Origin of the sequence: Rhodococcus gordoniae (assembly GCF_001646655.1) — a bacterium.
Taxonomy (GTDB): domain Bacteria; phylum Actinomycetota; class Actinomycetes; order Mycobacteriales; family Mycobacteriaceae; genus Rhodococcus; species Rhodococcus gordoniae.
On the sequence record NZ_LPZN01000006.1, the window covers coordinates 108162 to 131133 of the forward strand.

17 protein-coding genes are annotated in these 22972 nt (G+C 67.2%); 10 read left to right on the forward strand and 7 right to left on the reverse strand.

The features are described 5' to 3' along the window. Positions 1-48 precede the first annotated feature (48 nt). From nuoL to A8G18_RS05170, 6 genes are all read left to right on the forward strand, one after another. Positions 49-1941: an NADH-quinone oxidoreductase subunit L gene (gene nuoL, locus A8G18_RS05150; protein WP_064062990.1), complete on the forward strand. Its 1893-nt coding sequence runs from the start codon at positions 49-51 to the stop codon at positions 1939-1941. Between the two features lie 13 nt (positions 1942-1954). Next, positions 1955-3640 carry an NADH-quinone oxidoreductase subunit M gene (locus A8G18_RS05155; RefSeq protein ID WP_064062991.1) on the forward strand — a complete coding sequence of 562 codons (1686 nt, stop codon included), beginning with the start codon at positions 1955-1957 and terminating at the stop codon, positions 3638-3640. Next, positions 3637-5241 (forward strand): NADH-quinone oxidoreductase subunit NuoN, encoded by a 1605-nt coding sequence (nuoN, locus tag A8G18_RS05160; RefSeq protein WP_064062992.1) that lies wholly within the window; start codon positions 3637-3639, stop codon positions 5239-5241. The genes A8G18_RS05155 and nuoN overlap by 4 nt, the downstream gene beginning before the upstream one ends. Positions 5242-5308: 67 nt before the next feature. Then, positions 5309-5830, forward strand: a complete 522-nt coding sequence (gene msrA / locus A8G18_RS05165; protein ID WP_064062993.1) for a peptide-methionine (S)-S-oxide reductase MsrA — start codon at positions 5309-5311, stop codon at positions 5828-5830. 124 nt (positions 5831-5954) lie between these two features. Beyond that, the gene (locus A8G18_RS22995) at positions 5955-6095 is read left to right on the forward strand and encodes a hypothetical protein (RefSeq protein WP_167352073.1); all 141 of its coding nucleotides are present in this window, start codon (positions 5955-5957) and stop codon (positions 6093-6095) included. A gap of 51 nt (positions 6096-6146) precedes the next feature. Then, complete coding sequence (locus tag A8G18_RS05170; protein ID WP_084421516.1) at positions 6147-7742, forward strand: FMN-binding glutamate synthase family protein; 1596 nt, start codon at positions 6147-6149, stop codon at positions 7740-7742. A 7-nt stretch (positions 7743-7749) separates the two neighbouring features. Here the strand turns inward: A8G18_RS05170 and A8G18_RS05175 are convergent, their stop codons facing one another. From A8G18_RS05175 to A8G18_RS05185, 3 genes are all read right to left on the reverse strand, one after another. Then, the gene (locus tag A8G18_RS05175) at positions 7750-8628 is read right to left on the reverse strand and encodes a cyclopropane mycolic acid synthase family methyltransferase (RefSeq protein ID WP_064062994.1); all 879 of its coding nucleotides are present in this window, start codon (positions 8626-8628) and stop codon (positions 7750-7752) included. 181 nt (positions 8629-8809) lie between these two features. Further along, a complete protein-coding gene (locus A8G18_RS05180; protein ID WP_064062995.1) occupies positions 8810-10210 on the reverse strand; it encodes a WS/DGAT/MGAT family O-acyltransferase in 1401 nt (466 codons plus the stop codon). 330 nt (positions 10211-10540) lie between these two features. Continuing rightward, complete coding sequence (locus A8G18_RS05185) at positions 10541-11080, reverse strand: potassium channel family protein (RefSeq protein WP_064062996.1); 540 nt, start codon at positions 11078-11080, stop codon at positions 10541-10543. Positions 11081-11211: 131 nt separating this feature from the next. Between A8G18_RS05185 and ppsA the strand changes: the two genes are divergently transcribed. Continuing rightward, positions 11212-13497: a phosphoenolpyruvate synthase gene (ppsA, locus tag A8G18_RS05190; RefSeq protein WP_064062997.1), complete on the forward strand. Its 2286-nt coding sequence runs from the start codon at positions 11212-11214 to the stop codon at positions 13495-13497. A gap of 135 nt (positions 13498-13632) precedes the next feature. Here the strand turns inward: ppsA and A8G18_RS05195 are convergent, their stop codons facing one another. From A8G18_RS05195 to A8G18_RS05205, 3 genes are all read right to left on the reverse strand, one after another. Beyond that, entirely contained in the window at positions 13633-14721 is a 1089-nt protein-coding gene (locus tag A8G18_RS05195; RefSeq protein WP_064062998.1) for a TerC family protein, read from the reverse strand. 179 nt (positions 14722-14900) lie between these two features. Next, positions 14901-15569 (reverse strand): hypothetical protein, encoded by a 669-nt coding sequence (locus A8G18_RS05200; protein ID WP_064063038.1) that lies wholly within the window; start codon positions 15567-15569, stop codon positions 14901-14903. After that, positions 15566-18337, reverse strand: coding sequence for a cation-translocating P-type ATPase (locus A8G18_RS05205; RefSeq protein WP_064062999.1), 2772 nt, complete (start codon positions 18335-18337; stop codon positions 15566-15568). The genes A8G18_RS05200 and A8G18_RS05205 overlap by 4 nt, the downstream gene beginning before the upstream one ends. A 323-nt stretch (positions 18338-18660) precedes the next feature. On the opposite strand from A8G18_RS05205, the gene A8G18_RS05210 reads away from it, so the two are divergent. The 3 genes from A8G18_RS05210 to A8G18_RS05220 all read left to right on the forward strand — a co-directional run bounded on the left by A8G18_RS05210 (position 18661) and on the right by A8G18_RS05220 (position 21916). Next, positions 18661-19212 (forward strand): GNAT family N-acetyltransferase, encoded by a 552-nt coding sequence (locus tag A8G18_RS05210; RefSeq protein WP_064063039.1) that lies wholly within the window; start codon positions 18661-18663, stop codon positions 19210-19212. A gap of 120 nt (positions 19213-19332) precedes the next feature. After that, positions 19333-20265: an ABC transporter ATP-binding protein gene (locus A8G18_RS05215; RefSeq protein WP_064063000.1), complete on the forward strand. Its 933-nt coding sequence runs from the start codon at positions 19333-19335 to the stop codon at positions 20263-20265. Between the two features lie 16 nt (positions 20266-20281). After that, positions 20282-21916 carry an ABC transporter permease gene (locus A8G18_RS05220; protein ID WP_064063040.1) on the forward strand — a complete coding sequence of 545 codons (1635 nt, stop codon included), beginning with the start codon at positions 20282-20284 and terminating at the stop codon, positions 21914-21916. 3 nt (positions 21917-21919) lie between these two features. Here A8G18_RS05220 and A8G18_RS05225 read toward each other — a convergent pair whose 3' ends face one another. Next, positions 21920-22792 (reverse strand): universal stress protein, encoded by an 873-nt coding sequence (locus tag A8G18_RS05225; RefSeq protein ID WP_064063041.1) that lies wholly within the window; start codon positions 22790-22792, stop codon positions 21920-21922. Positions 22793-22972: the final 180 nt, after the last annotated feature.

The following is a 22972-nucleotide window of genomic DNA, read 5'->3' on the forward strand; positions in this document are numbered from 1 at the left end:
GAGGACGGTGAGTGTGAGAGCCCACGACGAACCGAGAGGACACGCGACATGACGTCGTTCCTGAACTCGGCGCTGTGGACGATACCGGCACTGCCCTTGGCCGGCGCGTTCGTACTGCTGCTCCTCGGGCGGCGCAGCGACAGCTGGGGACATCTGCTCGGATGTGCCACTGCGATCGCCTCGTTCGTCGTCTGCGCCGTCATGTTCGCCGGGTTGCTCGGACTCGACGCGAACGCCCGGCTCGCACAGCAGACCGTCTTCGCCTGGGTGCCGGTCGGCGAGCTGCAGGTCGATCTCGGCCTCCGGCTCGACGCGCTGTCGATCTGCTTCGTGCTGCTCGTCACGGGCGTGGGATCGCTGATCCATCTCTACTCGATCGGGTACATGGCACACGATCCGGAACGCCGGAAGTTCTTCGCCTATCTCAACCTGTTCCTCGCGGCGATGCTGGTGCTCGTCCTCGCCGACAACTTCCTCGTCCTGTATCTCGGGTGGGAGGGGGTCGGTCTCGCCTCCTACCTGCTCATCGGCTTCTGGCAGTACAAGCCCACTGCCGCGACCGCCGCGAAGAAGGCGTTCGTCGTCAACCGCGTCGGCGACATGGGGCTGCTCATCGCTCTCATGATCATGTTCGCGACCTTCGGCAGCCTCGACTACGACACGGTCTTCGCCTCGGTCCCCGCCGCGACCGAAGGCACGGTGACGGCGATCGGCCTGTGTCTGCTCCTGGCCGCGTGCGCGAAATCCGCTCAGCTGCCGCTGCAGTCGTGGCTCGGCGACGCGATGGAGGGTCCCACCCCGGTCTCGGCGCTCATCCACGCCGCGACCATGGTCACCGCCGGCGTCTATCTCGTCGTCCGGGCGAACGCGATCTTCGACGCCGCACCGGCCGCACGACTCGCGGTGGTGATCGTCGGTGCCGCGACCTTGCTCTTCGGCGCGATCATCGGCTGCGCCAAGGACGACATCAAGAAGGCGCTCGCGGCGTCGACGATGAGCCAGATCGGCTACATGGTGCTTGCCGCCGGACTCGGTCCCGCCGGGTACGCCTTCGCGATCCTGCACCTGCTCACCCACGGCTTCTTCAAGGCCGGGTTGTTCCTCGGCGCCGGCTCGGTGATGCACGCGATGAACGACGAGACCGACATGCGCCGCTTCGGCGGTCTCCGCGCGGTCATGCCGATCACGTTCGCCACCTTCGGGCTGGGCTACCTCGCGATCATCGGGATCCCGCCGTTCGCCGGCTTCTTCTCCAAGGACAAGATCATCGAGGTGGCCTTCGCCGCCGGCGGTGTCGAAGGTCTCGTGCTCGGTGTCGTCGCGCTGCTCGGTGCGGGGCTGACCGCCTTCTACATGACCCGCGTGATGATCCTGACCTTCTTCGGCGACCGGCGATGGGCGCCCGACGCCGTCCCGCACGAGTCGCCGGCCTCGATGACCCGGCCGATGATCGCCCTCGCCGTGGGCTCCGTCGGCGCCGGCGGGCTGCTGGTGCTCGGCGGCGCGCTGCAGCACTGGCTCGAACCCGTCGTCGGCTACGACCATCACGAAGGTGGTCTGCCCGTCTGGCTCGTCACCACCGTCACGCTGGCGGTCGTGCTCGCCGGTGTCGCCGTCGCCTACCGGCAGTACGTGCGCGAACCGGTGCCCGAGACGGCACCGGAGGCGGTGTCGGCGCTGACCGTCGCCGCGCGCCGCGACCTCTACGGCGACGCGGTGAACGAAGCGGTGTTCATGCGTCCCGGCCAGGGCATGGTGCGCACCCTGGACGCCGTCGAGTCCACGGGGATCGACGGCTCCGTCACCGGTGCGGCCACCGGGATCGGTGCGCTCTCGCGCGGACTGCGCCGATTGCAGACCGGCTTCGTCCGTTCGTACGCGTTGTACATGTTCGCCGGCGCGACCGTCGTGGTCGGCGCGCTCGTCCTGGTGACGCTGTGATGGGGGTGTACCGGTGACCACCGTTCCCTGGTTGACGATCCTGTGGGTGCTCCCGCTGCTCGGCGCCGCCGTGATCGCGGCCCTGCCCGCACGACAGAGCTCCGCCGTCAGGGCGCTCGCCCTCGCGGTATCGATCGCCGTCCTGGTGGTCGCGGTGATCGTCGCCGTCGGGTTCGACCGCGCGGGCGAGCGATTCCAGTTCGTCGAGTCGCACGACTGGATCCCGTCGTTCGGTGCCGGTTACCGGCTCGGCGTCGACGGGATCGCCCTGGTGCTCGTCCTGCTCACCGCCGCACTCGTGCCGTTGCTCCTGGCCGCCGGGTGGCACGACCACCGCGTCGCCGACGAGGAGGCCGGTTCGGCGCGCCCCCGATCCGCCCACACCTATGTGGCTTTGATCCTGCTCGTCGAGTCGATGGTGCTCGTGTCGTTCACCGCCCTCGACATCCTGCTGTTCTACGTCTTCTTCGAAGCGATGCTCGTCCCGATGTACTTCCTCATCGGCGGATTCGGCTCCCCGGGAACACCGCGAGCCGACCGGGCGCGCGCCGCCGTGAAGTTCCTGCTGTACAACCTGCTCGGCGGGTTGGTGATGCTCGCCGCGCTGATCGGCTTGTACGTGGTCACCGCCCGATCCGGGTTGGGGGAGACCGCGGGTGTCGGCACCTTCGACGTCCGGACCGTCACCGCGGCGGCCGTCGCCGGCGATCTCGACGCGACCCCCGCCGTGCTCGGCGCCCTGTGTTTCGGTTTCCTCGTCGCCTTCGCGGTGAAGGCCCCGCTGTGGCCGCTGCACGGATGGTTGCCCGACGCGGCGGTGCGGACCACCCCGGTCGCCGCGGTGCTCATGATGGCCGTGGTGGACAAGGTCGGCACGTTCGGGATGCTGCGCTACTGCCTGCAGCTCTTTCCCGACGCCTCGGTGACCTTCGCGCCGGTCGTGGCGACCCTCGCCGTCATCGGCATCGTCTACGGCGCCATGCTCGCGATCGGCCAGACCGACGTCATGCGCCTGATCGCCTACACGTCCATCTCACACTTCGGGTTCATCGTCCTCGGTATCTTCGCGCTGACGGCGCAGGGGCAGGCCGGCTCCACCCTGTACATGGTCAACCACGGAATCTCCACGGCCGCACTGTTCCTCATCGCCGGATTCCTCGTCTCGCGGCACGGCGACCGCACGATCGCGGCGTACGGCGGCGTACAGAAGATCGCGCCGGTCCTCGCCGGGACCTTCCTCGTCGCCGGGCTGGCGACCCTGTCCCTGCCCGGACTCGCCCCGTTCGTCAGTGAATTCCTCGTCTTCGTCGGCACCTATCCCCGCTATCGGGTGGCGGCGGTGATCGCGACGCCGGCGCTCGTGCTGTCCGCGCTCTACGTGCTGTGGCTCTATCAGCGCATGATGGGAGGCCCCGTGCGCCTACCCGGCCGGGACCACGACGGGGACGACGGCGCCGAGCACACACGCAGGCTCTCCGATCTCGTGCCGCGGGAGATCGCGGTGGTCGCGCCGCTGCTCGCGTTGCTGCTCGTACTGGGGATCTATCCGAAACCGGCGCTCGATGTCATCACCCCCGCAGTCGACGACACGCTCGTCTCGATCGACATCTCCCGGCCGGAGCCGGTGGTGCCCGCCGAGCGTCCGATCGCCGAGAGTGACGTTCCGGCCCACGGTTCCGAGGAAGGTGAAGCCGAATGAACCCCTCCGAGGGCATCGTCGTTCTTGCCGCGTCCCTCCCCGCCCCGGCGATCGACTACGGCCTGATCGCGCCCATCCTGATCGTGTTCGCCGCGGCCGTCGTCGGCGTACTCGTCGAATCCTTCGTGCCGGCCTCGGCGCGCTATCCCGCCCACGTGGTCCTGACGACGGTCGCGCTCGTGGCGGCGTTCGTCGCGGTCGTGATGCTCGCCGGAACCCGCGCGACCACCCTGTCGGGGGCGGTCGTGATCGACGGCCCGGCGCTGTTCCTGCAGGGCTCGGTCCTGATCGTGTCGTTGCTGTCGGTCGCGCTGGTCGCGGAACGCAGCATCGAACCGGCTCGTGCACACTCCGTTTCCCGCACGGCGGTCGGTGCGCATCTCGACGCGTTCGCACCTCAGGCGTCGGCGATCCCGGGTACCGCCGCCGAACGACAGGCACTCGCGGCGGGCGGCGCACGGACCGAGGTCTTCCCGCTCCTGCTGTTCGCGGTGGGTGGGATGCTCGTGTTCCCCGCCTCGGACGACCTGCTGACGATGTTCGTCGCACTCGAAGTGCTGTCGCTGCCGCTGTACCTTCTGTGCGGGCTCGCGCGGCGCCGACGGTTGCTCTCGCAGGAAGCCGCGCTGAAGTACTTCCTGCTGGGAGCGTTCTCGTCGGCGTTCTTCCTGTACGGGGTGGCGATGCTCTACGGCTACGCCGGCACTGTTCACCTCGGAGGTATCGCCGCAGCGATCGACACGGGTGCGGGCAACGAGACCACAGCGCTCGTCGGGGTGGGCCTGCTGGCCGTCGGCCTGCTGTTCAAAGTCGGCGCGGTGCCCTTCCACTCGTGGACCCCGGACGTCTACCAGGGGGCCCCGACCCCCGTCACCGCATTCATGGCCGCCGCGACGAAGATCGCCGCGTTCGGCGCCCTGCTGCGCGTGCTCTACGTCGCGGTCCCCGGTTCCGCCGACCAGTGGCGGCCGATCCTGTGGGCCGTCGCGATCGCGACGATGGTCGTCGGCGCGGTCCTGGCGGTGACGCAGAACGACATCAAGCGCATGCTCGCGTACTCGGCGATCAGCCACACCGGATTCGTGCTCACCGGCGTCGTCGCCGGCACTGCGTCCGGCGTGTCGTCGACACTGTTCTACCTGCTCGTCTACGGCATCGGAACGGTCGGTGTGTTCGCCGTCGTGACCCTCGTCCGCGACCCGGACGGTGAGGCCTGGGAGTTGTCGCGGTGGGCCGGCCTCGGACGGCGCTCGCCGCTGCTCGGAGGGGCCTTCGCACTGTTCCTGTTGTCACTGGCGGGCATTCCGCTCACCAGCGGGTTCATCGCCAAGTTCGCGGTCTTCGGTGCCGCGATCGCGGGAGGCGCGGCTCCACTCGTGATCGTCGGTGTGCTCGTCAGCGCGGTCGCGGCGTACTTCTACGTACGGGTGATCGTGCTGATGTTCTTCACCGAGCCGACCGCCGACGCCCCGCAGCTCGCGACCTCCACCGTGGCGACGAGCGCCGCGATCGCGTTCGCGGCGGTGGCGACGGTGCTGCTCGGCATCCTGCCGCAACCCGTCCTCGACCTCGCCGAGCAGGCGGCGATGTTCGTACTCTGACCAGGAACAGAGTGCGCGGTGGGAATGCCCGGGCTCCCGTATCGGTTCCACCACCCGAGGAGGCGTAATGACCGATACACGCACGGCGATTCTGGCAGGCGGATGCTTCTGGGGCATGGAGGAGCTGATCCGGCGGCAGCCCGGGGTGGTGTCGACACGGGTCGGCTACACCGGTGGGCAGAACGATCACCCCACCTACCGCAACCATCCGGGGCACGCGGAGTCCGTCGAGATCGTCTACGACCCCGCACGCACCGACTACCGGGCACTGCTCGAGTTCTTCTTCCGGATCCACGATCCGACCACCGTGAACCGGCAGGGAAACGACGTCGGAGCGTCCTACCGTTCGGCCGTCTTCTATCTCGACGACGAGCAGAAGCAGGTCGCGGTGGACACCATCGCCGACGTCGAGGCGTCCGGTCTGTGGCCCGGCAGGGTGGTCACCGAAGTGACTCCCGCGAGCACCTTCTGGGAGGCCGAACCCGAGCACCAGGACTATCTCCAGCGCTACCCGAACGGGTACACCTGCCACTTCCCGCGGCCGGGCTGGAAGCTGCCGAACAGCCGCATCGTCGACGCGCCGAACTGAATCGCGCGCACGGGCAGTTCCACGGAACTGCCCGTGTCGCCGACGGCGACTACTCCTCGGCGTTTCCGCGTCCGTATCGTGGAAGTACCAGTTCTGATGACATACGGAGGAGTACTCGATGGGAATGTTCGGTAAGGCTATGAAGAGCGCCGCCGCGGTCAAGGCGATCCAGGTCGTCCGGCGTGAGGCGGCCAAGCCGGAGAATCAGCGCAAGGCCAAGGAGATGCTCGCGAAGCTGCAGCAGAAGCGTCGCGGTTCCCACTGAGCTGCCGCTCGATATGTGAGACCCGCCGGACAGGCGGAGAGAAGGTGAACCGTGCTGCGGTTCTTCCTCGTCGGTTTCCTGGGCCTGACTCTGGTTCTGGTCGGTGTGATCGCCGCAGTCGGAGGGTGGGGCTGGTGGGTGCTGGTCGCCCTTCTGGCGTTCCTGTCGGTGGTCGGAATCTACGATCTCGTGCAGCGCCGGCATTCGGTGCTGCGCAACTATCCGGTGCTCGGCCACATGCGGTATCTGCTCGAGAGTGTGCGCCCGGAGTTGCAGCAGTACTTCGTCGAGCGGAATTTCGACGGACGCCCCTTCGACAGGGACGTACGCACCGTCGTCTACGAGCGGGCGAAGGGAATTCACGGCGAGTTGTCGTTCGGCACCGAACGCGACGTCTACGAGGTCGGGTACGAGTATCTCGTTCACTCGACAGCGCCGGTGGTCGAACCCGACGAACCACCGCGGGTGAACATCGGAGGGCCCGACTGCAGCCGGCCGTATTCGATGTCGCTGCTGAACGTCTCGTCGATGAGTTTCGGCGCACTGTCCGCCAACGCGATCCGGGCGTTGAATCGTGGGGCGGCCCGAGGCGGGTTCGCCCACGACACCGGCGAAGGCGGGCTGACGCCGTATCACCTCGACGGTGGTGGCGATCTGGTCTGGGAGATCGGATCCGGGTACTTCGGGACGCGCGACCGCGACGGACGATTCGACCCCGCAGAGTTCGCCGACAAGTCGGCTCACGACCACGTCAAGGCGATCTCCCTCAAACTCAGCCAGGGGGCGAAACCCGGCGTGGGTGGCGTGCTCCCGGCGGCGAAGGTGAGTGAGGAGATCGCACGCTATCGTGGCGTTCCGGCCCACGAGAAGTGCATCAGTCCCGCAGCGCACACGGCCTTCACGACACCGCGCGAACTGATCCGCTTCCTCGCCGATCTTCGGGAACTGTCCGGAGGAAAACCCGTAGGTGTCAAGCTCTGCGTCGGTTCCCGCGTCGATGTGCTCGCGATCTGCAAAGCCATGCTCGCGGAAGGGACGGCACCCGATTTCGTCATCGTCGACGGGGCCGAGGGTGGCACCGCCGCAGCACCCCTCGAATACGAGGACAACATGGGGCTTCCGCTCACCGACGGGCTGATGACGGTCCACAACGCCCTCGTGGGTACCGGATTGCGGGACCGCATCAGGGTCGGCGCGAGTGGCAAGGTCGCGACCGGAAACGACATGGTGAAGCGACTGATCCAAGGTGCGGACTACACCAATTCGGCACGGGCGATGATGATGGCGCTCGGATGCATCCAGGCGCAGCGATGCCACACGAACAGGTGTCCGGTCGGAGTGACGACCCAGGACCCGAAACGAGCGCGGGCGCTCGATGTGGCGGACAAGGCATTACGAGTGCAGCGGTACCACGCGAGCACGGTGCGTCAGGCGGTTCGACTCATGGCGTCGATGGGCGTCGACGAACCCGGCGGGCTCACGACGGACATGCTTCGGAAGAAGGTGTCGCCGACCACCGTTCGCTCCTACACGGAACTCTACGAATGGCTCGCTCCGGGCGAACTCCTCACCGATCCACCGCCCATGTGGTCAGCGGATTGGCGTGCAGCCACGCCGGATTCGTTCCGCCCCCGGTCTCGCTCGTGACAGATCCTCATGATCGCTGTCGCTGCTTCACGAGGGTGAACTGCTGGACGTCGATGAGGCGCCGTCGGAAGTTCGCGGCGCAACCGGTCAGATACCTGATGTATCGCTGGTAGACCTCGTCGGAGGCCATCCGGACCGCATCGTCGCGACGCGACTCGAGGGCCTGCGCCCACAGGTCGAGTGTGCGGGCGTAATGGGGTTGCAGCGACTCGATGTTCTGCACCCAGAAACTGTTGCGTTGCGCGCCGGTGATGACCAGGTCCCGGTCGGGTAGCTGCCCTCCGGGGAAGATCTCCCGCATGATGAATCGCAGGAACAGGGCGTCCTCCCGGGTGACCGGCACCTTCATCGCCTCGAGTTGGGCGCGGGAATGACCGACGATGGTGTGCAGCAACATCCGGCCGTCGTCGGGCAGGATGCGCGAGGTGCGTTCGAAGAAGGTGTCGTACCGCTGCCGGCGGAAATGCTCGAACGCCCCGATGCTGACGATGCGGTCCACAGGCTCGTCGAATTCCTCCCACCCCTGCAGGCGAACCTCGGCGGTACGGCCGCCGGCCGACATTCCCGAGAGCAGACCGGACACGTGCTCGTACTGGTTGCGGCTCAACGTCAAGCCGATGACGTGCACGTCGTATCGCTGCGTCGCCCGCACCATCGTCGAGCCCCACCCGCAACCGATGTCCAACAGCGTCATTCCGGGCCGGAGATCGCACTTGCGGAGAGCAAGGTCGACCTTCGCGATCTGCGCTTGCTCGAGGCTCATGCCGTCGCGCTCGAAATAGGCGCAACTGTACGTGCGGGTGGGGTCGAGAAACAGTTCGAAGAAGTCGTCGGACAGGTCGTAGTGGGTCTGGACCTTTTCGTAGAACGGCGTCAGCTTCTGCATTCGGACCTACTCTCCGCGAGGAGTGGGACGAGAGTTCCGGTGTCGGCGTCGATGCCTCCCGACGGACACACCGCTCTCGGTCGATAGTGCTCCCGCAGAGCGCCTTCGCACACGGGAACGGCGATTCCTGGGGCAGTTGTCCGACTCGGTCACACGAGTGTGTTACCGCTACTCCGTGACGTCAGCCTGCACGGACGGATGGCTCGTCGTCGTCCGGCTCGATGCCGAGGGCGTCCTCGAGTGCTTCGAGGGCTGCGTCGAAGTGGTCGAGCAGCGGCTGCAGTTGCGGCAGGCTGCGACTGCACGAGGTCAGGCCGAAGGCGATGGCGTCGTCGGTGCTCGTGCACGTGATGTTCAGCGCCTGGCCGTCGACGGGCACGGACAGCGGATACACCGCGTCCACCCGAGCGCCGTTCCAGTACAACGGATCCGGGGATCCCGGCACGTTCGAGACGATGACGTTGAAGGGCGGGCGGGGGAGTGCGCGATTGCGGGTGAGGATGCCTACCGCCAGTGGCGCGACGCCGAGTGCGCTGGTCGCCAACCGCGACAGGGTGGACATGCCCTGCATGGAGGCCTTGCCCTCCGTGGTCGACGCCGACACCCGGGCCAGCCGGTCGGCGGGATCGGCCAGGTCCGTACCCAGATCGCACATCAGGACGCCGAGTTCGTTTCCTGCGCAGTCCTTGTCGGGTCGGAGGCAGACGGGGACCATGGCTACGAGCGACTTGTCGGGCAGCGCTTTCTGCTCCGTGAGAAGAGCGCGCAGTGCTCCCGACGACATGGCCAGCACGACATCGTTGACGGTCGCGTCGGCCGCCCTCGCCACGGTGCGCAGACGGGCGAGCGGCCACGACCGCGCAGCGAACCGGCGCGTGCCCGAGATGGGGACGTTGATCACGGTGTTCGGTGCGGCGAGCGACAGCGATCCGCCCCCACCGCGCAGTGCCCTGTTCACGGTGCCGGCCAGCGCGGGCACGAAGCCTGTGACCTCGGCGGTTGCGGTCCGCACCGCCTGCATCGCGGCTTCGGGGAGACCGAGCGCCGTCCCGGGCGAGTGGGGGCGGCCCGGCGTGTCGAACGGAGCCCACGGCGCCGGCATGTCGGTGCGCTCGGAGTCCGGGCTCAGGGCGCGGCGCAGCAACTTCATCGCACCCACGCCGTCGGCGAGGGCGTGGTGGATCTTGGTGTAGACGGCCAGTCGGCCGTCCGTGAGACCCTCGATGACGTGCATCTGCCACAGGGGCCTGCTCCGGTCGAGCAGCGTGCTGTGCAAACGGGAGACGAGATCCCACAGTTCGTCGAGGCCGCCGGGTTGCGGCAGCGCGTTGCGCCGGACGTGGTACTCCAGGTCGAAGTCCACGTCCTGCTCCCATGCCCACTGTCCGAAGGTGCCCAGGGAACGGACCGCGCGCTTACGCCACAGCGGGGCGACCTCGCCGTTCTCTGCGGCGGCGGTGAACAGGGCCCCGAGATCCGCGGCGGTTGCTCCGTCCCGGGGACTCAGAAGGATCAATCCGCCCACATGCATCGGATGATCACGGGACTCCCCGAGAAGGAACATCGAATCGGTGGGCGACATGGGTAGACGCATAAGAACGTTTCCTCAGCTCGGAACACCGAGCAGTTCGTGGCGAGACCCCCTGCTGTCCCGCCGGCATGTGCGCCAAACCATGACCCCCGTCACAGATTTATGACGCGACACAACTAATACGCGATCCCGGACCATGTCGCCAAGTCCGGGAGTCCGTTTTCGTACCAAAACGACAATTGTTGTCCGATTTGCGAACTCCGGGCCGAGTTCTGGGACGCGGTCGTGGGAGGCGTCGAGAGTTCTGCGATGTCCGACGCCGACGATCGTGGCGATCAAGACCGGGACGCCGAATCGCGTAGGTCTCGGTCCCGTGATCGGTCACTCCTCGCCCCCACGATTGCGACGACGCCACTGCACGGCGGCCGTGAGCAATCTGATCCCGACAGCCAGGAAGATCAGATTTGCGACCATCTGCACCGACACGACGGCTCGCGCGGTCTCGGATACGGCGGCGATGTCCCCGAATCCCACCGTGGAGAAGACCGTCAGACAGAAGTACAGGGCATCGACGCGGGACAGTGGTTCGGTGAAGTAGTCCGGATGCGCCACGGACATGCGGAGATAGATGGTAGCGAAAACCACGAGATAGGTGGACACGATCGTGGTGAGTGCCTCGACGGCCTGGACCGCCGGGTACTCGGAGGCGAGAATCCTGCGGATCTGCCACCAGCCGACCATCAGGACCGCAGTGCCGCCACCGATGAGGGTCAGGGCCTCGGAGGTGCTACGGATATGCTCGACCGGAATCACGAAGTAGACGCTGACCAGCACGAAGGCGGTGAGCGTCGGACGCGCTATCGCAGTCAGGATCAGCCGTCTCCGCTCCCGCGGGTCCGGTATTCGCGGAGAATCGACCATGACGATGCCCGTTCCGGAATGGTGACTTTCGCCCCTACGGTATCGACCGGGTCGAGGCGACGATGGGAAGACCGAGGATCCGATCCGGCCCGAAAGGTCGACGCGGGGCGGCGAAGCGTGGGGAGTCACCGATGACCGAACACAACCTGTGGGTTCGACCGATCGGCGAAGTAGGCGCCACCGACGCGCCGACGGTGGGCGGTAAGTCCGCGAACCTGGGGGAACTGACCCGCGCCGGGTTCCCTGTCCCCGCCGCCTTCGCCGTCACCACCGACGCCTACCTCGATGCGATGGAGGCTGCCGGGACACGAACCGAGCTGGTCGCCGAGGCGGTGCCCGCACCGGACATCGACGACGCCACGCTCATCCGCACGTCTGCCGCCCTCGCCGCCCTGGTGACCGATTCGACCGTTCCGGACGAGATGCGTGCGGCGATCGTCTCCGCCTACGAACGTCTCGGACCCGATGTCCCCGTCGCGGTGCGGTCGTCGGCTCCGGCGGAGGATGCCTCCGACACGTCGTTCGCCGGGATCCACGAGTCCTACACGAACATCATCGGCGCCGCTTCGGTGGTCCGCGCGGTGCAGGCGTGCTGGGCCTCGTTGTGGTCCGAACGCGCCCGCACCTATCGCGGACTGCGCGGAGTCACCGACGAACCGTCCATCGCGGTGGTCGTCCAGGTCATGGTGAAATCCGAGTCCTCCGGTGTGGCATTCACCGCGGACCCCCGCACCGGCGACCTCGACCGCATCGTGATCGAAGCGGCGCTCGGTCTCGGCGAGGTCGTCGTCGGCGGGCAGGTGGAGCCCGACACCTACGTCGTCGCCAAGGACACCTTCGAGGTGCTCGACGTGCATCTCGGTCACCAGGAGTTCCGGATCGCCTCGACCGACACCGGGGACAGTCGTGTCGCGGTCGATCCGACTCGCAGCACCCGGGTGCTCGACGACGATCAGCTCGACCGCGTCGCGCGGCTGGCCGCCGGAGTCGAACAACACTACGGTCGGCCCCAGGATCTCGAATTCGCATTCGCGAACAACGAGCTGTGGATCGTGCAGACCCGCCCCATCACCACCCTCGATCAGCCGGCTCCTGCCGCCTCGACCGGCAACGGCGAAGCACGACCGTTGCTGACCGGCCTCGGCGCCGGCCCCGGGGCGGCGACCGGGCGCGTACGGGTGCTGCACGAACTCGTCGACGGGAAACGTCTGAGCGACGGCGAGATCATCGTGGCGCCCATGACCCGGCCGGACTGGCTGCCGATCCTGCGGCGCGCCGGTGGCATCGTCACCGACGGCGGCGGCATCACCTGCCATGCCGCCATCGTCGGACGGGAACTGGGCAAGCCCGTCGTGGTCGGTGCCCGGACCGCCACCACCGATCTGCGCGACGGACAGTTGATCACGGTGGACGGCAACGCCGGGGCGGTGTTCGACGGGGCGGTCCACACCGCCGAGCGGCCCGCGGCGACGACATCCGCACCGGCGACGTCGCCTGCCGGAGCTGCGACCGTCACGGCCACAGCGGTATACGTCAATCTCGCCACTCCGGACGCGGCAGAGGCGGTCGCCGCCACCGATGTCGACGGGGTCGGCCTGCTCCGCGCGGAATTCATGATCACGGAGGCGCTCGCGGGGGAGCACCCGTCGCACATGATCGCGCAGGGCCGTCGCGACGAGTACGTGGAGAAGATGGCGGAAGGCGTCGCGACGATCGCGACGGCGTTCGCGCCACGTCCGGTGGTCTATCGCGCAATCGATCTGCGCAGCAACGAGTTCGCCGATCTCGAAGGAGGCGAGATCGAGCCCCACGAGGAGAACCCCATGATCGGCTACCGCGGATGCTTCCGGTACGTGCGGGATCCTGAACTGTTCTCGCTCGATCTCGATGTGCTGCACCGCGTTCGGAGTGCACATCCGAACGTGCACCTGATGATCCCGTTCGTGCGCACCCGCTGGGAACTCCGGGACTGCCTCGCCCAACTCGACCGGCATCCACTCGGATCCGACCAGCGCATGCTGCGCTGGATCATGGCCGAAGTCCCTTCCGTCGTCTACTGGCTGCCGGAGTACGCCAAACTCGGAATCCATGGGGTGTCGATCGGCAGCAACGACCTCACACAATTGATGCTCGGGGTCGACCGGGACTCCGAAGTGTGCAAGGACCTGTTCGACACCCTCGACCCGGCCGTGCTCGACGCGATCGACCACGTCATCGAACGAGCCTCGGCCGCGGGACTGACGACGTCGTTGTGCGGGCAGGCCGTGTCGACCAGCACCGACCTCGCCGAGCATCTCGTGCGGCGCGGTATCACCTCGGTGTCGGTCACACCCGACGCCGCAACGCAGACGAGACGGACCGTGGCGCGAGCGGAACAGCGCATTCTGCTCGACCGCGCCCGCACCTCGGAGACGTGAGTGAAATATCGACGCCCCCTACCCGGTGGGCCTCTCGACAGGGCGTCGATAGGTCGGATCCCCTGTCTCGGATCCGACACGATCTGTTCCCACCATCGTTTTCGATCTCCCGCTGCAGGTCGCCGAGACTCGCGCTCAGTCCCGGAGCCCCTCTCCTGTGGTGGTTCGGCTCCCATCCCCGAGGCACTCGGAATCGTCCGAACGAGCCGGGGCACCTGTGCGCCTCCACCCCCACAGGGGCGCTGCGGCAGCGAGTTCCGCCGGAGTGGCGCGGCGGAACAGAGCCGCAGCGACCGGAGGAGCCTGACGGCCCCGGCCGCGGGTGACGTACAAGCTCGCAGCGATGGAGGCCCCGATGATCGTGGTCACCACGGCCAACGAGATCGTGGTGGGGATGTAGAACACGTCGATCTTCAACGCCATCTTGAATCCCACCCAGACGAGCACCAGCGCCAGGCCGACCTTCAGGTAGACGAAGCGGTGGATCAGATCGGCGAGAAGGAAATACATCGCCCGCAGACCCAGGATGGCGAACGCGTTGGCCGTGAACACCAGGAACGGAACGTCGGTGACCGCGAAGATCGCCGGGATGGAGTCGACGGCGAAGACGATGTCGGTGACCTCCACCAGTACCAGCACCGCCAGCAGCGGAGTGGCCAGCACCGTGCCACCGATCCGAACGAAGAACTTCTGCTCGTAGAAGGCGTCGGTCATCGGCACGTAGCGGCGGAACAGGCGTAACGTACGCGAGCGCTCCGGATCGAGGTGCTCGTCGCGGCCGCGCAGCATCCGACAGCCCGTGAGGATCAGGAAGGCCGCGAACAGATACAGGATCGCTCCGAAACTCGCGATCAGCACCGAACCGGCAGCGATGAACAGGCCACGGAAGACCAACGCTCCGAGTACCCCGAGGAAGAGCACCCGGTGCTGCAACCGGCGGGGCACTGCGAAGTATGTGAAGATGATCGCCCACACGAAGACGTTGTCCACTGCGAGAGATTTCTCGATCAGGTACCCCGCGAAATACTGCCGGCCGAACTCCGCGCCGGCATTGAGCCAGATCAGAACGCCGAACCCGATCCCGAAGCCGACCCAGACCGCGGACCAGACCGCCGCCTCACGCACCCCGATCACATGGGCGCGGCGGTGGGCGAACAGGTCGATCGCGAGCATCACCACGATGAATCCCAGCACCGCGGCCCAGGCCCAGAACGGAACAGTCATCGACACACCTCCGGTTCGTGATCAACCGGAGGTCTTTCCCGCCCGCCGAGACAGGCCCGCTCGCCGGGTCCGGATCGTCGGACCGTCGTGACGACGAGACGGTTGGGGGATACTCCCCTCCATCGGAAACCAGTGAAACCGATCCAGCGGAGTTCTGCAAGGAATTTCGCCGAGTGCGCTCACGGTCGTCCCCGTCGAGATTCCGAGGACTCCGCGACTCGTGGGACGGACGGGGTCTGTCGCCTGAGCAGGACCGACATGGTCGCGCCCGTCACCGCAGCCATGGCGAGCGCCATACCCACGCCCGCGACGAGTCCGATCGCCACGACGAGCACCGGGGGCTGGCCGGGGTGCCAGAACGGTGGAGCTACTGCGAAGAAGACGGCGAGACCGACGAGCCAGCCGAGAGCCGTTCCGAGTATCCACCAGGTCGCACCGGAGAGATGACGGCGTAGTTCGAGCCATTGAGCGAGACCGATCGACGTCAGGAGGGCGACAGCACCCGCTCCGAAGAAGAGCACCTGCGCGATCAGTGGCCAACTCGTCCACCGGGCGGCGAGTGCGGAAGGCAGGAGACCGATCGCGTACGCCGCCGTCGCCGCTGCCGCTGTGAGTGCCACCCATCTCCGTCTCGACAGTTGCGGCAACCGCCGGTGCAGTACCGCTGCCTGCGAGATTCCCAGGATCGCACCTTCCACGGCACCCGCGGCCAGAAGCAACGGAAATGCCGATGGGGAATCCCTCGTGAGGACGCCGACTGCGGCGGGCGCAGCGAAACCCGCCGCTTCTCCTGCCGCCACCACCACGATCCACGTCGTGAGCCAGCGTCGCGTCGGTTGCTCGTTCATCCGTGCTGCGCTCCGTTCCCAGTCCGACGCCACCATCGGAACAACTCGTCGCATCCCCACACGATGACCGGTAAGGGAAGCAACAGGGTCAGCAGCCAGATGTCCGGGACTGCGGTACCGAAGACGGTCTGCAGCGGGGGAAGGGTCACGACCGCTGCCGCAAAGACGATCTCGAAGGCGATGCCCCACAACAGCATCCGATTCGTGGTGAATCCGATTCGGGCGAGTGGACTGCGGCTGGTGCGGGCCGCCATGGCGGTGCCGATCTGACAGGCGACGATGCCGAGAAAGGTCATCGTCGTCGCCTGCTGCCAGGTGTGGTGCAGTTCTCCGGTGCTGGTGTCGGCCCCGAAGGTCCATCCGCCGTCGAGGAGGGTGAGCAGGAACAGTCCCATCACGAGGACGGCCGAAACGCCACCGAGCAGGCCCCATGAGCGGGCGAGCATGGGGCCGTCGATCACCGATTGTGTACGCGGCCGAGGCGGACGCCGCATCAGATCCGGTTCGGCGTTCTCACGACCGAGTGCCAGGGCGGGAAGTGTCTCGGTGCCGAGATCCACGGCCAGGATCTGCATGATGGTCAGCGGCAGAGGGATCGCGCCGCTGGTGAGTGCGTACGCGAGGAACGGCACGACCTCCGGTGTGGCGTGCGCGAAGATGTAGACGATGAATTTGCGGACGTTGTCGTAGACGCGCCGGCCCGCTTCGATGGCGCCGACGATCGTGGCGAAATTGTCGTCGACGAGGACCATGACGGCGGCTTCGCGCGCGACGTCCGTGCCCGAACGCCCCATTGCCACTCCGATGTCGGCCTGGCGCAACGCCGGTGCGTCGTTGGCTCCGTCCCCGGTCATGGCGACGATATGGCCCGATTCCTGCAAGGCGTCGGTGATGCGCAGTTTCGTCTCCGGTGAACTACGGGCGAAGACGATCTCGTCGTGTCCTGCGAGTGCCGCGTCGAGTTCACGATCCGACATGGCGTCCGCCTCGTCCCCGCCGATGACGCGCAGACCCCTTTCCCCGATGTGCACACTCTCGGCGATCCCCCGGGCAGTGAGCGCGTGGTCGCCGGTGACGACGATCAGTCGGATCCCCGCCGAGTGGCAGCGGTCCACGGCTTCGGGTACCTCGTGGCGGGGTGGATCGATCATGGCGGTGATACCGAGCAGTGTCGAGCCCTGTTCCGCCTGTTCGCGGGTGAGGTTCGCGGGGATCTCGGACGACGGGAGGGTGCGTTCGGCGATCGCGAGCAGACGCCGGCCTCGCCGCGCCCAGTCGGCGATGACCGCGTCGACCGTGGCACGATCCTCATCCGTCAACGGTCTGGTCGAGGTCTCCTCGGCGATGTGCGTACAGCGTGCGAGGACTTCCTCGGGTGCGCCTTTGGTGTGCACGACGACGGATGTGCCGACGCGGTCCACCGTCGACATTCGTCGCAGAGCGGGATCGAAGTGGAACTCCGCCAGCCTGTCGTCCTTGCTGCGATGGGGGTCGATGCCGACCTGCGCGGCGGCCTGGAGGAGAGCGAGTTCGGTCGGGTCGCCGATGCCGGTCTTCGCGGCATGTTCACCGTCGGGTCGGATCGTGTCCGGAGCTTCGGCCGGTTCGGAATTGTTGCACCATACCGCCGCGGTCATCAGCCGGTGCGAGACCGAACGTGCGGCGGGCGGATCCGGGAGGGCTTCGAAGTCGACGACTCCGTCGCTCGTCCACGCCGTCGTGACGGTCATCCGGTTCACGGTCAGCGTGCCGGTCTTGTCGGTGCAGATGACGCTCGTCGACCCGAGTGTCTCGACGGCCGAGATCCGCTTGACCAGGGCGCCCTGTCGGGCGAGCAAGCGTACCCCGACGGCGAGAGCGAGGGTGATGGTGGGAAGCAGTCCCTCGGGAACGTTGGCAACGATCAATCCGATCGCGAAGGTCACGGAGTCTGCCAGGGACAGTCCGGCCAGCAATGTGCCGAGTGGTATGAATGCGGCGCCCATCCCGACGGCGACGACGGCGATCAGCCGCGCAACCCGTTTGACCTGCTTTTCGAGGGGACTTTCCTGATGTCCGCCGCCTTGGGACAACGCCGCGATCCGTCCGAGCTCGGTGTGCATGCCGGTGGCGAAGACCACGGCTGTCGCTTCGCCGGTGACACAGGTGGTGCCGCTGAACACGACGTCCCGCGCGTGGATCAGAGGCACGTGGCTGTCGGCGCTGTCGGCGGTCACCCGCACCGGCATCGATTCTCCGGTGAGAGCCGAGGCGTCGATTTCCGCCACGCCGTCGAGCAGTCGTGCATCGGCGGAGACCCGATCCCCCTCGGAGACCACGATGACGTCACCCGGCACCAGCTCCCGGGCGTCGATTTCCCCGTCGGTGTCGTCACGCAGGACTCGGGCACGTTGGGGCAGGTACGCGGCGAGAGCTTCGACCGCCTGGTCGGCGTGGCGTTCCTGCACGAACGCGAACGCGGCGTTGAGGGCGATGACGACGACGATCGCAACGGCGAGAGGAACGGAGGACGACAGCGCCGCAAGGAGAGCCGCGACCCAGAGCAACAGCGCGAGCGGGTGCACGAGTTGCCGGCTCAGGGCGCGCAACCAGCCTTCGCTGCGGCGACGGACCAGTTCGTTGTAGCCCGACACGCCCAGGCGCCGCTGCGCTTCGCGGGTGGACAGGCCGGTACGGGACGAACGCAGGTCCCGTAGGAGGCGGTCGAGGGATTCGAGGGGATCGACGGGCGGGTCGTGCTCGGCGGTGTCGGTCGTGAAGTGACTCATGAGGTCTCATTCCTGCCGCATCGCACAGGGGCTCGGGGGTGGGGCACAGGGAACCGGTGTCCGCCGCGTCCGACGACCAGAAGGATCTGTTCCGCGACAGCGCCGGCGGTCACTTCTGCAGAATAGGCCTGCACGGCCGGTCGAGCAGCGGCCTCGCCGTCGGCCGCGTGAACAGTGACCAGGGACCCCACGCCTCTCGCGTTTCGGGCCTATCGTGGACGTCGACGGAAATCGGAGCACACGGGAGGCCGTGATGCGGTCGGTGTCGGCGGCGATCGAGGCGGTGCAGAGTCTCGGCTCGCCGGTGGGAGGGGATGCACTCGATGGGGACTACTCCACCACACACCGTCTGCGCAGATCTGGTGCTCCGCCCGCTCGGTCCGCAGGACGAGGAGCAAGTCCGCGCATTGCACGAACATCTCACCGAACGGGAGACCTATCTGCGATTCTTCACGCTCGTCCCGCGCCACCTCGACGATCTCGTGGACATGCTGTGCAATCAGGACGACAAGCACGTGAGTCTCGGGGCCTTCGACGACGGAACGCTCGTCGGAGTCGCGAACTACACCGTTCTCGAGCCCGATCACAAGGCTCCTACGGCGGAATGTGCCGTCGCTGTCGGTCATCCGTTCCAGCATCACGGGGTCGGCACCACCTTGCTGCAGCGATTGGTGGGAATCGCGTGGCGTCGCGGCATCCGACATCTGTCGGCATTCGTCCTGGCCGAGAACAGTACGATGTTGCAGGTGCTCGAGGACCTGGGGTGGTCGCGGGACGAGCGAGCGCCGGGGCCCGTGGTCGAGGTGAAGATCGACCTCGCGGATCCGAGGGGCGAGGACGACCTCCGAAACCTGATCGCCGGGCCGGTCGGTTGACGCAGTGCCACCTGTTCTTCGCGTCCGGTGGCCGCGGCGCGACGAAAACCGTGCAGTGTGCGACGCATTCGCGTTCGAAATGCGCTGTCTGCGCCCCGGAATGCGCGTAATCTCGGCACCGTGTCCCCGGCCGTGTCGGTGAATCAGCTCGTCAAGACGTTCGGCACGACCCGCGCGCTCGACGGCCTCGATCTCGAGGTCCGTCCCGGTGAGGTGCACGGTTTTCTGGGACCCAACGGGTCCGGCAAGTCCACGACCATCCGGATCCTGCTCGGATTGCTTCGTGCCGACTCCGGAGAAGTGTCACTGCTCGGTGGCGACCCGTGGCGTGAGGCGGTGTCGCTGCACCGGCGTCTCGCCTACGTGCCGGGAGACGTCAACCTCTGGCCGAACCTGACCGGCGGGGAGGCGATCGATCTCCTGGCCGGACTTCGGGGAGGTCTGAACGAGCCGCGACGCGCCGATCTCGTCGAACGATTCGAACTGGATCCGACGAAGAAGGTGCGGACGTATTCACGAGGCAACCGGCAGAAGGTCGCGATCGTTGCAGCGCTGGCCTCGGACGTGGACCTGTTCCTGTTCGACGAGCCCACCTCCGGTCTCGACCCTCTTAAGGAGGAGGTTTTCCGGGACTGCGTGCGCGACATGGTTGCTCTCGGCTGCTCGGTGTTGCTGTCGAGCCACATCCTGGCGGAAGTGGAGGCATTGTGCGACCGCGTGACCATCATCCGTCGTGGCCGCACCGTCGAGTCGGGCACACTCGCCGAACTGCGCCACCTGACCCGCACGTCGGTGACCGCCGAAACCGTTCGCCCGGCGGTGGGCCTCGAGACGATCGAGGGGGTGCACGATCTGGACGCGCACGACCACACCGTGCGCTTCGAAGTCGACACCGGACATCTCGAAGCGGTGTTGCGCGAACTGCTCGGATTCGGTCTGACCTCGCTGACGAGTACTCCGCCCACTCTCGAAGAACTGTTCCTGCGGCACTACGGCGACGATCTGCCGGGTGAGCACAACCATGCACCCGGAACACGCTCCGCACCGCGGTGAAGGAGCCGGATCCGTCATGAGTGCGGCATTCGTCGGAACCGGCCACCTGATACGGCTCGCCGCGCGCCGCGACCGGGTGCAGCTGCCGGTGTGGCTGGCAGCGATCACGGTCGTCTACACGGTGTCGGTGTCGAGCCTCGAGGGTTTGTATCCCACGCAGCAGGATCTGCACGTGCTTGCGGTGAGTTCTGCGGTCTCGCCGGTGGTGCTCGCCACCAACGGTCTGGTGTCGGGGGACAGCCTGGGGGCGGTGGTCGCCGCGCAGACGCTGTTGTTCCTCGCGCTGGCCGCCGGATTGATGAGCACGCTGGCGATGGTGCGGCACACGCGGCAGAACGAGGAGACCGGTCGAGCGGAGTTGGTGGGCGCCAACGTCGTCGGCCGACGCGCGATGCTCACCGCAGCTCTGGCCGTCACCGCCGGGGCGAATCTGGCGCTGGCGGTGCTGTCGAGCGTCGTGTCCATCGCTTTCGGATTGCCCGTGGACGGATCCGTGGCCCTCGGTGTCGCAACCGGTGCCGCCGGTCTCGCCTTCGCGGCCGTCGCCGCTGTGACCGCCCAGATCGCCGAGGGAGCTCGGGCGGCGAACGGGCTCGCCGGTGCCGCCCTCGGCGCGGCTTTCCTGCTGCGTGCGATCGGTGACAGTGCCGGCACGGTGGATCCGTCCGGTGTTCGCGTTACGAGCATGTGGCTGTCGTGGCTGTCGCCGATCGGATGGGCCCAGCAGATCCGGCCGTTCGACGCGAACGCATGGTGGATCCTGCAACTGTTCGTGGTGTTCGTGGTCGTGATGGTCGGGCTCGCATATGCCCTGACGGAGCGACGGGATTTCGGTGCCGGATTGATGCAGTCGCGTCCGGGACCTGCCCGTGCGGCCGAGCGGTTGCCGACGGCCTTCGGTCTCGCCTGGCGGCTGCAACGCACCACGCTGCTGTGGTGGGCGGTCGGTCTCGTGATCCTGGCTGCGACCTACGGCAGCGTGGCCGACGAGATGAACGACTTCCTCGACGAGGGCGGCGGGGTCGCCGACCTCATGAAGCAGCTCGGAGGCGGTGCGGAAGCGCTCACCGACGCGTACTTCGCCATGACCTTCCTGATGATGGCGTTGTTGACGAGCGGCTATGCGGTGCAGTCGATTCTGCGGTTGCACGGTGAGGAGACCTCCGGCCGTGTGGAATCGGTGCTCACCACCGCCCTGGGGCGGGTGCCGTGGGTGCTCACCCATCTCGTCGTCGTGGTGATCGGTGTGCTGATACTGCAGCTCCTCGTGGGGATCGTGCTGGCACTGACATACGGTGCGGCGATCGGCGACGTCGCCGGTCCGTCGGCCGATCTGCTTCCGGCGGCACTCGTGTACGTGCCGGCGATCGCGCTGGTCGCAGCCACGGCCGTGCTGTGCGTCGGGGCGCTTCCGCGTCACGGCGCGGCCGTCGCATGGGGACTCTTCGCGGTCTGGCTGCTCATCGGGCAGCTCGGGGTACTGCTCGATCTCCCGCAATTCGTGCTCGACCTGTCGCCGTTCACCCACGTACCGGCGCTCCCGGCGGCGCCGTTGCGGATCCTGCCGCTCGCTGTCCTGTCGGTGCTTGCGGCAGCCACCGCGACGGCGGGGGTGCTCGCGATGCGCCGCCGCGACCTCGTCCTCCACTGATGTCTAGGGGACGACCATCACCGGGCAGGTCACCGTGTGCAGCAGCGCCCAGGTGGTCGACCCGAGCAGCAGGTTGGGGAATCCGCCTCGTCCGCGACGGCCGAGGACCAGCAACTGCGCGTCGGCCGCGTGCGACGCCAGATAGCGGGAAGGCTGGTCCAGGACCACCACCGGCCGCACCGTGACGTCGGGGAACTGTTCACCGTGCCCGGAGAGGTTCTCCGACAACAGTGCTCGCTCCCGGTTCTCCACACTGTCCCAGTCGATCCTGAAGCGGAAAGGTGCCCGCACGTCGAGATCGGACCAGGCGTGGACGGCCACGAGCTCGGTGCCGCGCAATGCCGCCTCCTCGAACGCCGCGGCGATGGCGCGGGAACTGTGCTCCGAACCGTCGACCCCGACCACGACCGGCCCGGAGATGTCGTTGATCTCGACGTGCGGCAGGTCCCGCACGACCACTGCAGGAGCGTGCGTGTGCGTCACGAGCGCCGTACCGACCGACCCGAACCGCTCCCAGCCGAACCGGTTGTAGCCGGCACCGACGACCACCATCGACGCCGACTTCGAGCGGTCGACCAGTTCGAGGGACGGAGAACCGGTGCACAGGTGGGTTTCGATGTCGAGTTCACGATCGGGGACCGCGCGGCGCGCATACTCGGCGGCGTCGAGAAGTATCTCGCGTCCTTCGGACTCTTCCTGTTCGAAGAAGCCGGCGGGCATACCGATGGGAACACCGAAGGTGTTGCGGACCGACACCGTGGTGACCAGTGCCAGCGAAAGCCGGCGGCGGTCGGCTTCGCGTGCCGCCCAGGCCACGGCCTGAAGGGACGCTTTCGACCCGTCGACTCCGACGACGACGGAGCGATGTGCGGACATGGCGACCACCTCGGGAATGTCCGGGCTACGGGGGCACTGTCAGTACACGCTCGTATCCATCGGTCGCACTAGAGTCGACGGTCCCGAGTCGATCGGAACGGGTGACCAAAGGCCCTCGTGGGCCGCCGACTCGATGTTCACACTGAGAACTACGAAGGGCACCGAATGCCACTACACCCG

Excerpts from the sequence above, each read along its gene's own strand:
- msrA (WP_064062993.1), top strand. The coding sequence starts at position 5,309 with ATGACCGATACACGCACGGCGATTCTGGCAGGCGGATGCTTCTGGGGC.
- A8G18_RS05195 (WP_064062998.1), bottom strand. The coding sequence starts at position 14,721 with ATGACTGTTCCGTTCTGGGCCTGGGCCGCGGTGCTGGGATTCATCGTG.
- A8G18_RS05180 (WP_064062995.1), bottom strand. The coding sequence starts at position 10,210 with ATGTCGCCCACCGATTCGATGTTCCTTCTCGGGGAGTCCCGTGATCAT.
- nuoL (WP_064062990.1), top strand. The coding sequence starts at position 49 with ATGACGTCGTTCCTGAACTCGGCGCTGTGGACGATACCGGCACTGCCC.
- ppsA (WP_064062997.1), top strand. The coding sequence starts at position 11,212 with ATGACCGAACACAACCTGTGGGTTCGACCGATCGGCGAAGTAGGCGCC.
- A8G18_RS05200 (WP_064063038.1), bottom strand. The coding sequence starts at position 15,569 with ATGAACGAGCAACCGACGCGACGCTGGCTCACGACGTGGATCGTGGTG.
- A8G18_RS05220 (WP_064063040.1), top strand. The coding sequence starts at position 20,282 with ATGAGTGCGGCATTCGTCGGAACCGGCCACCTGATACGGCTCGCCGCG.
- A8G18_RS05210 (WP_064063039.1), top strand. The coding sequence starts at position 18,661 with ATGGGGACTACTCCACCACACACCGTCTGCGCAGATCTGGTGCTCCGC.
- A8G18_RS22995 (WP_167352073.1), top strand. The coding sequence starts at position 5,955 with ATGTTCGGTAAGGCTATGAAGAGCGCCGCCGCGGTCAAGGCGATCCAG.
- A8G18_RS05185 (WP_064062996.1), bottom strand. The coding sequence starts at position 11,080 with ATGGTCGATTCTCCGCGAATACCGGACCCGCGGGAGCGGAGACGGCTG.
- A8G18_RS05225 (WP_064063041.1), bottom strand. The coding sequence starts at position 22,792 with ATGTCCGCACATCGCTCCGTCGTCGTCGGAGTCGACGGGTCGAAAGCG.
- A8G18_RS05175 (WP_064062994.1), bottom strand. The coding sequence starts at position 8,628 with ATGCAGAAGCTGACGCCGTTCTACGAAAAGGTCCAGACCCACTACGAC.
- nuoN (WP_064062992.1), top strand. The coding sequence starts at position 3,637 with ATGAACCCCTCCGAGGGCATCGTCGTTCTTGCCGCGTCCCTCCCCGCC.
- A8G18_RS05205 (WP_064062999.1), bottom strand. The coding sequence starts at position 18,337 with ATGAGTCACTTCACGACCGACACCGCCGAGCACGACCCGCCCGTCGAT.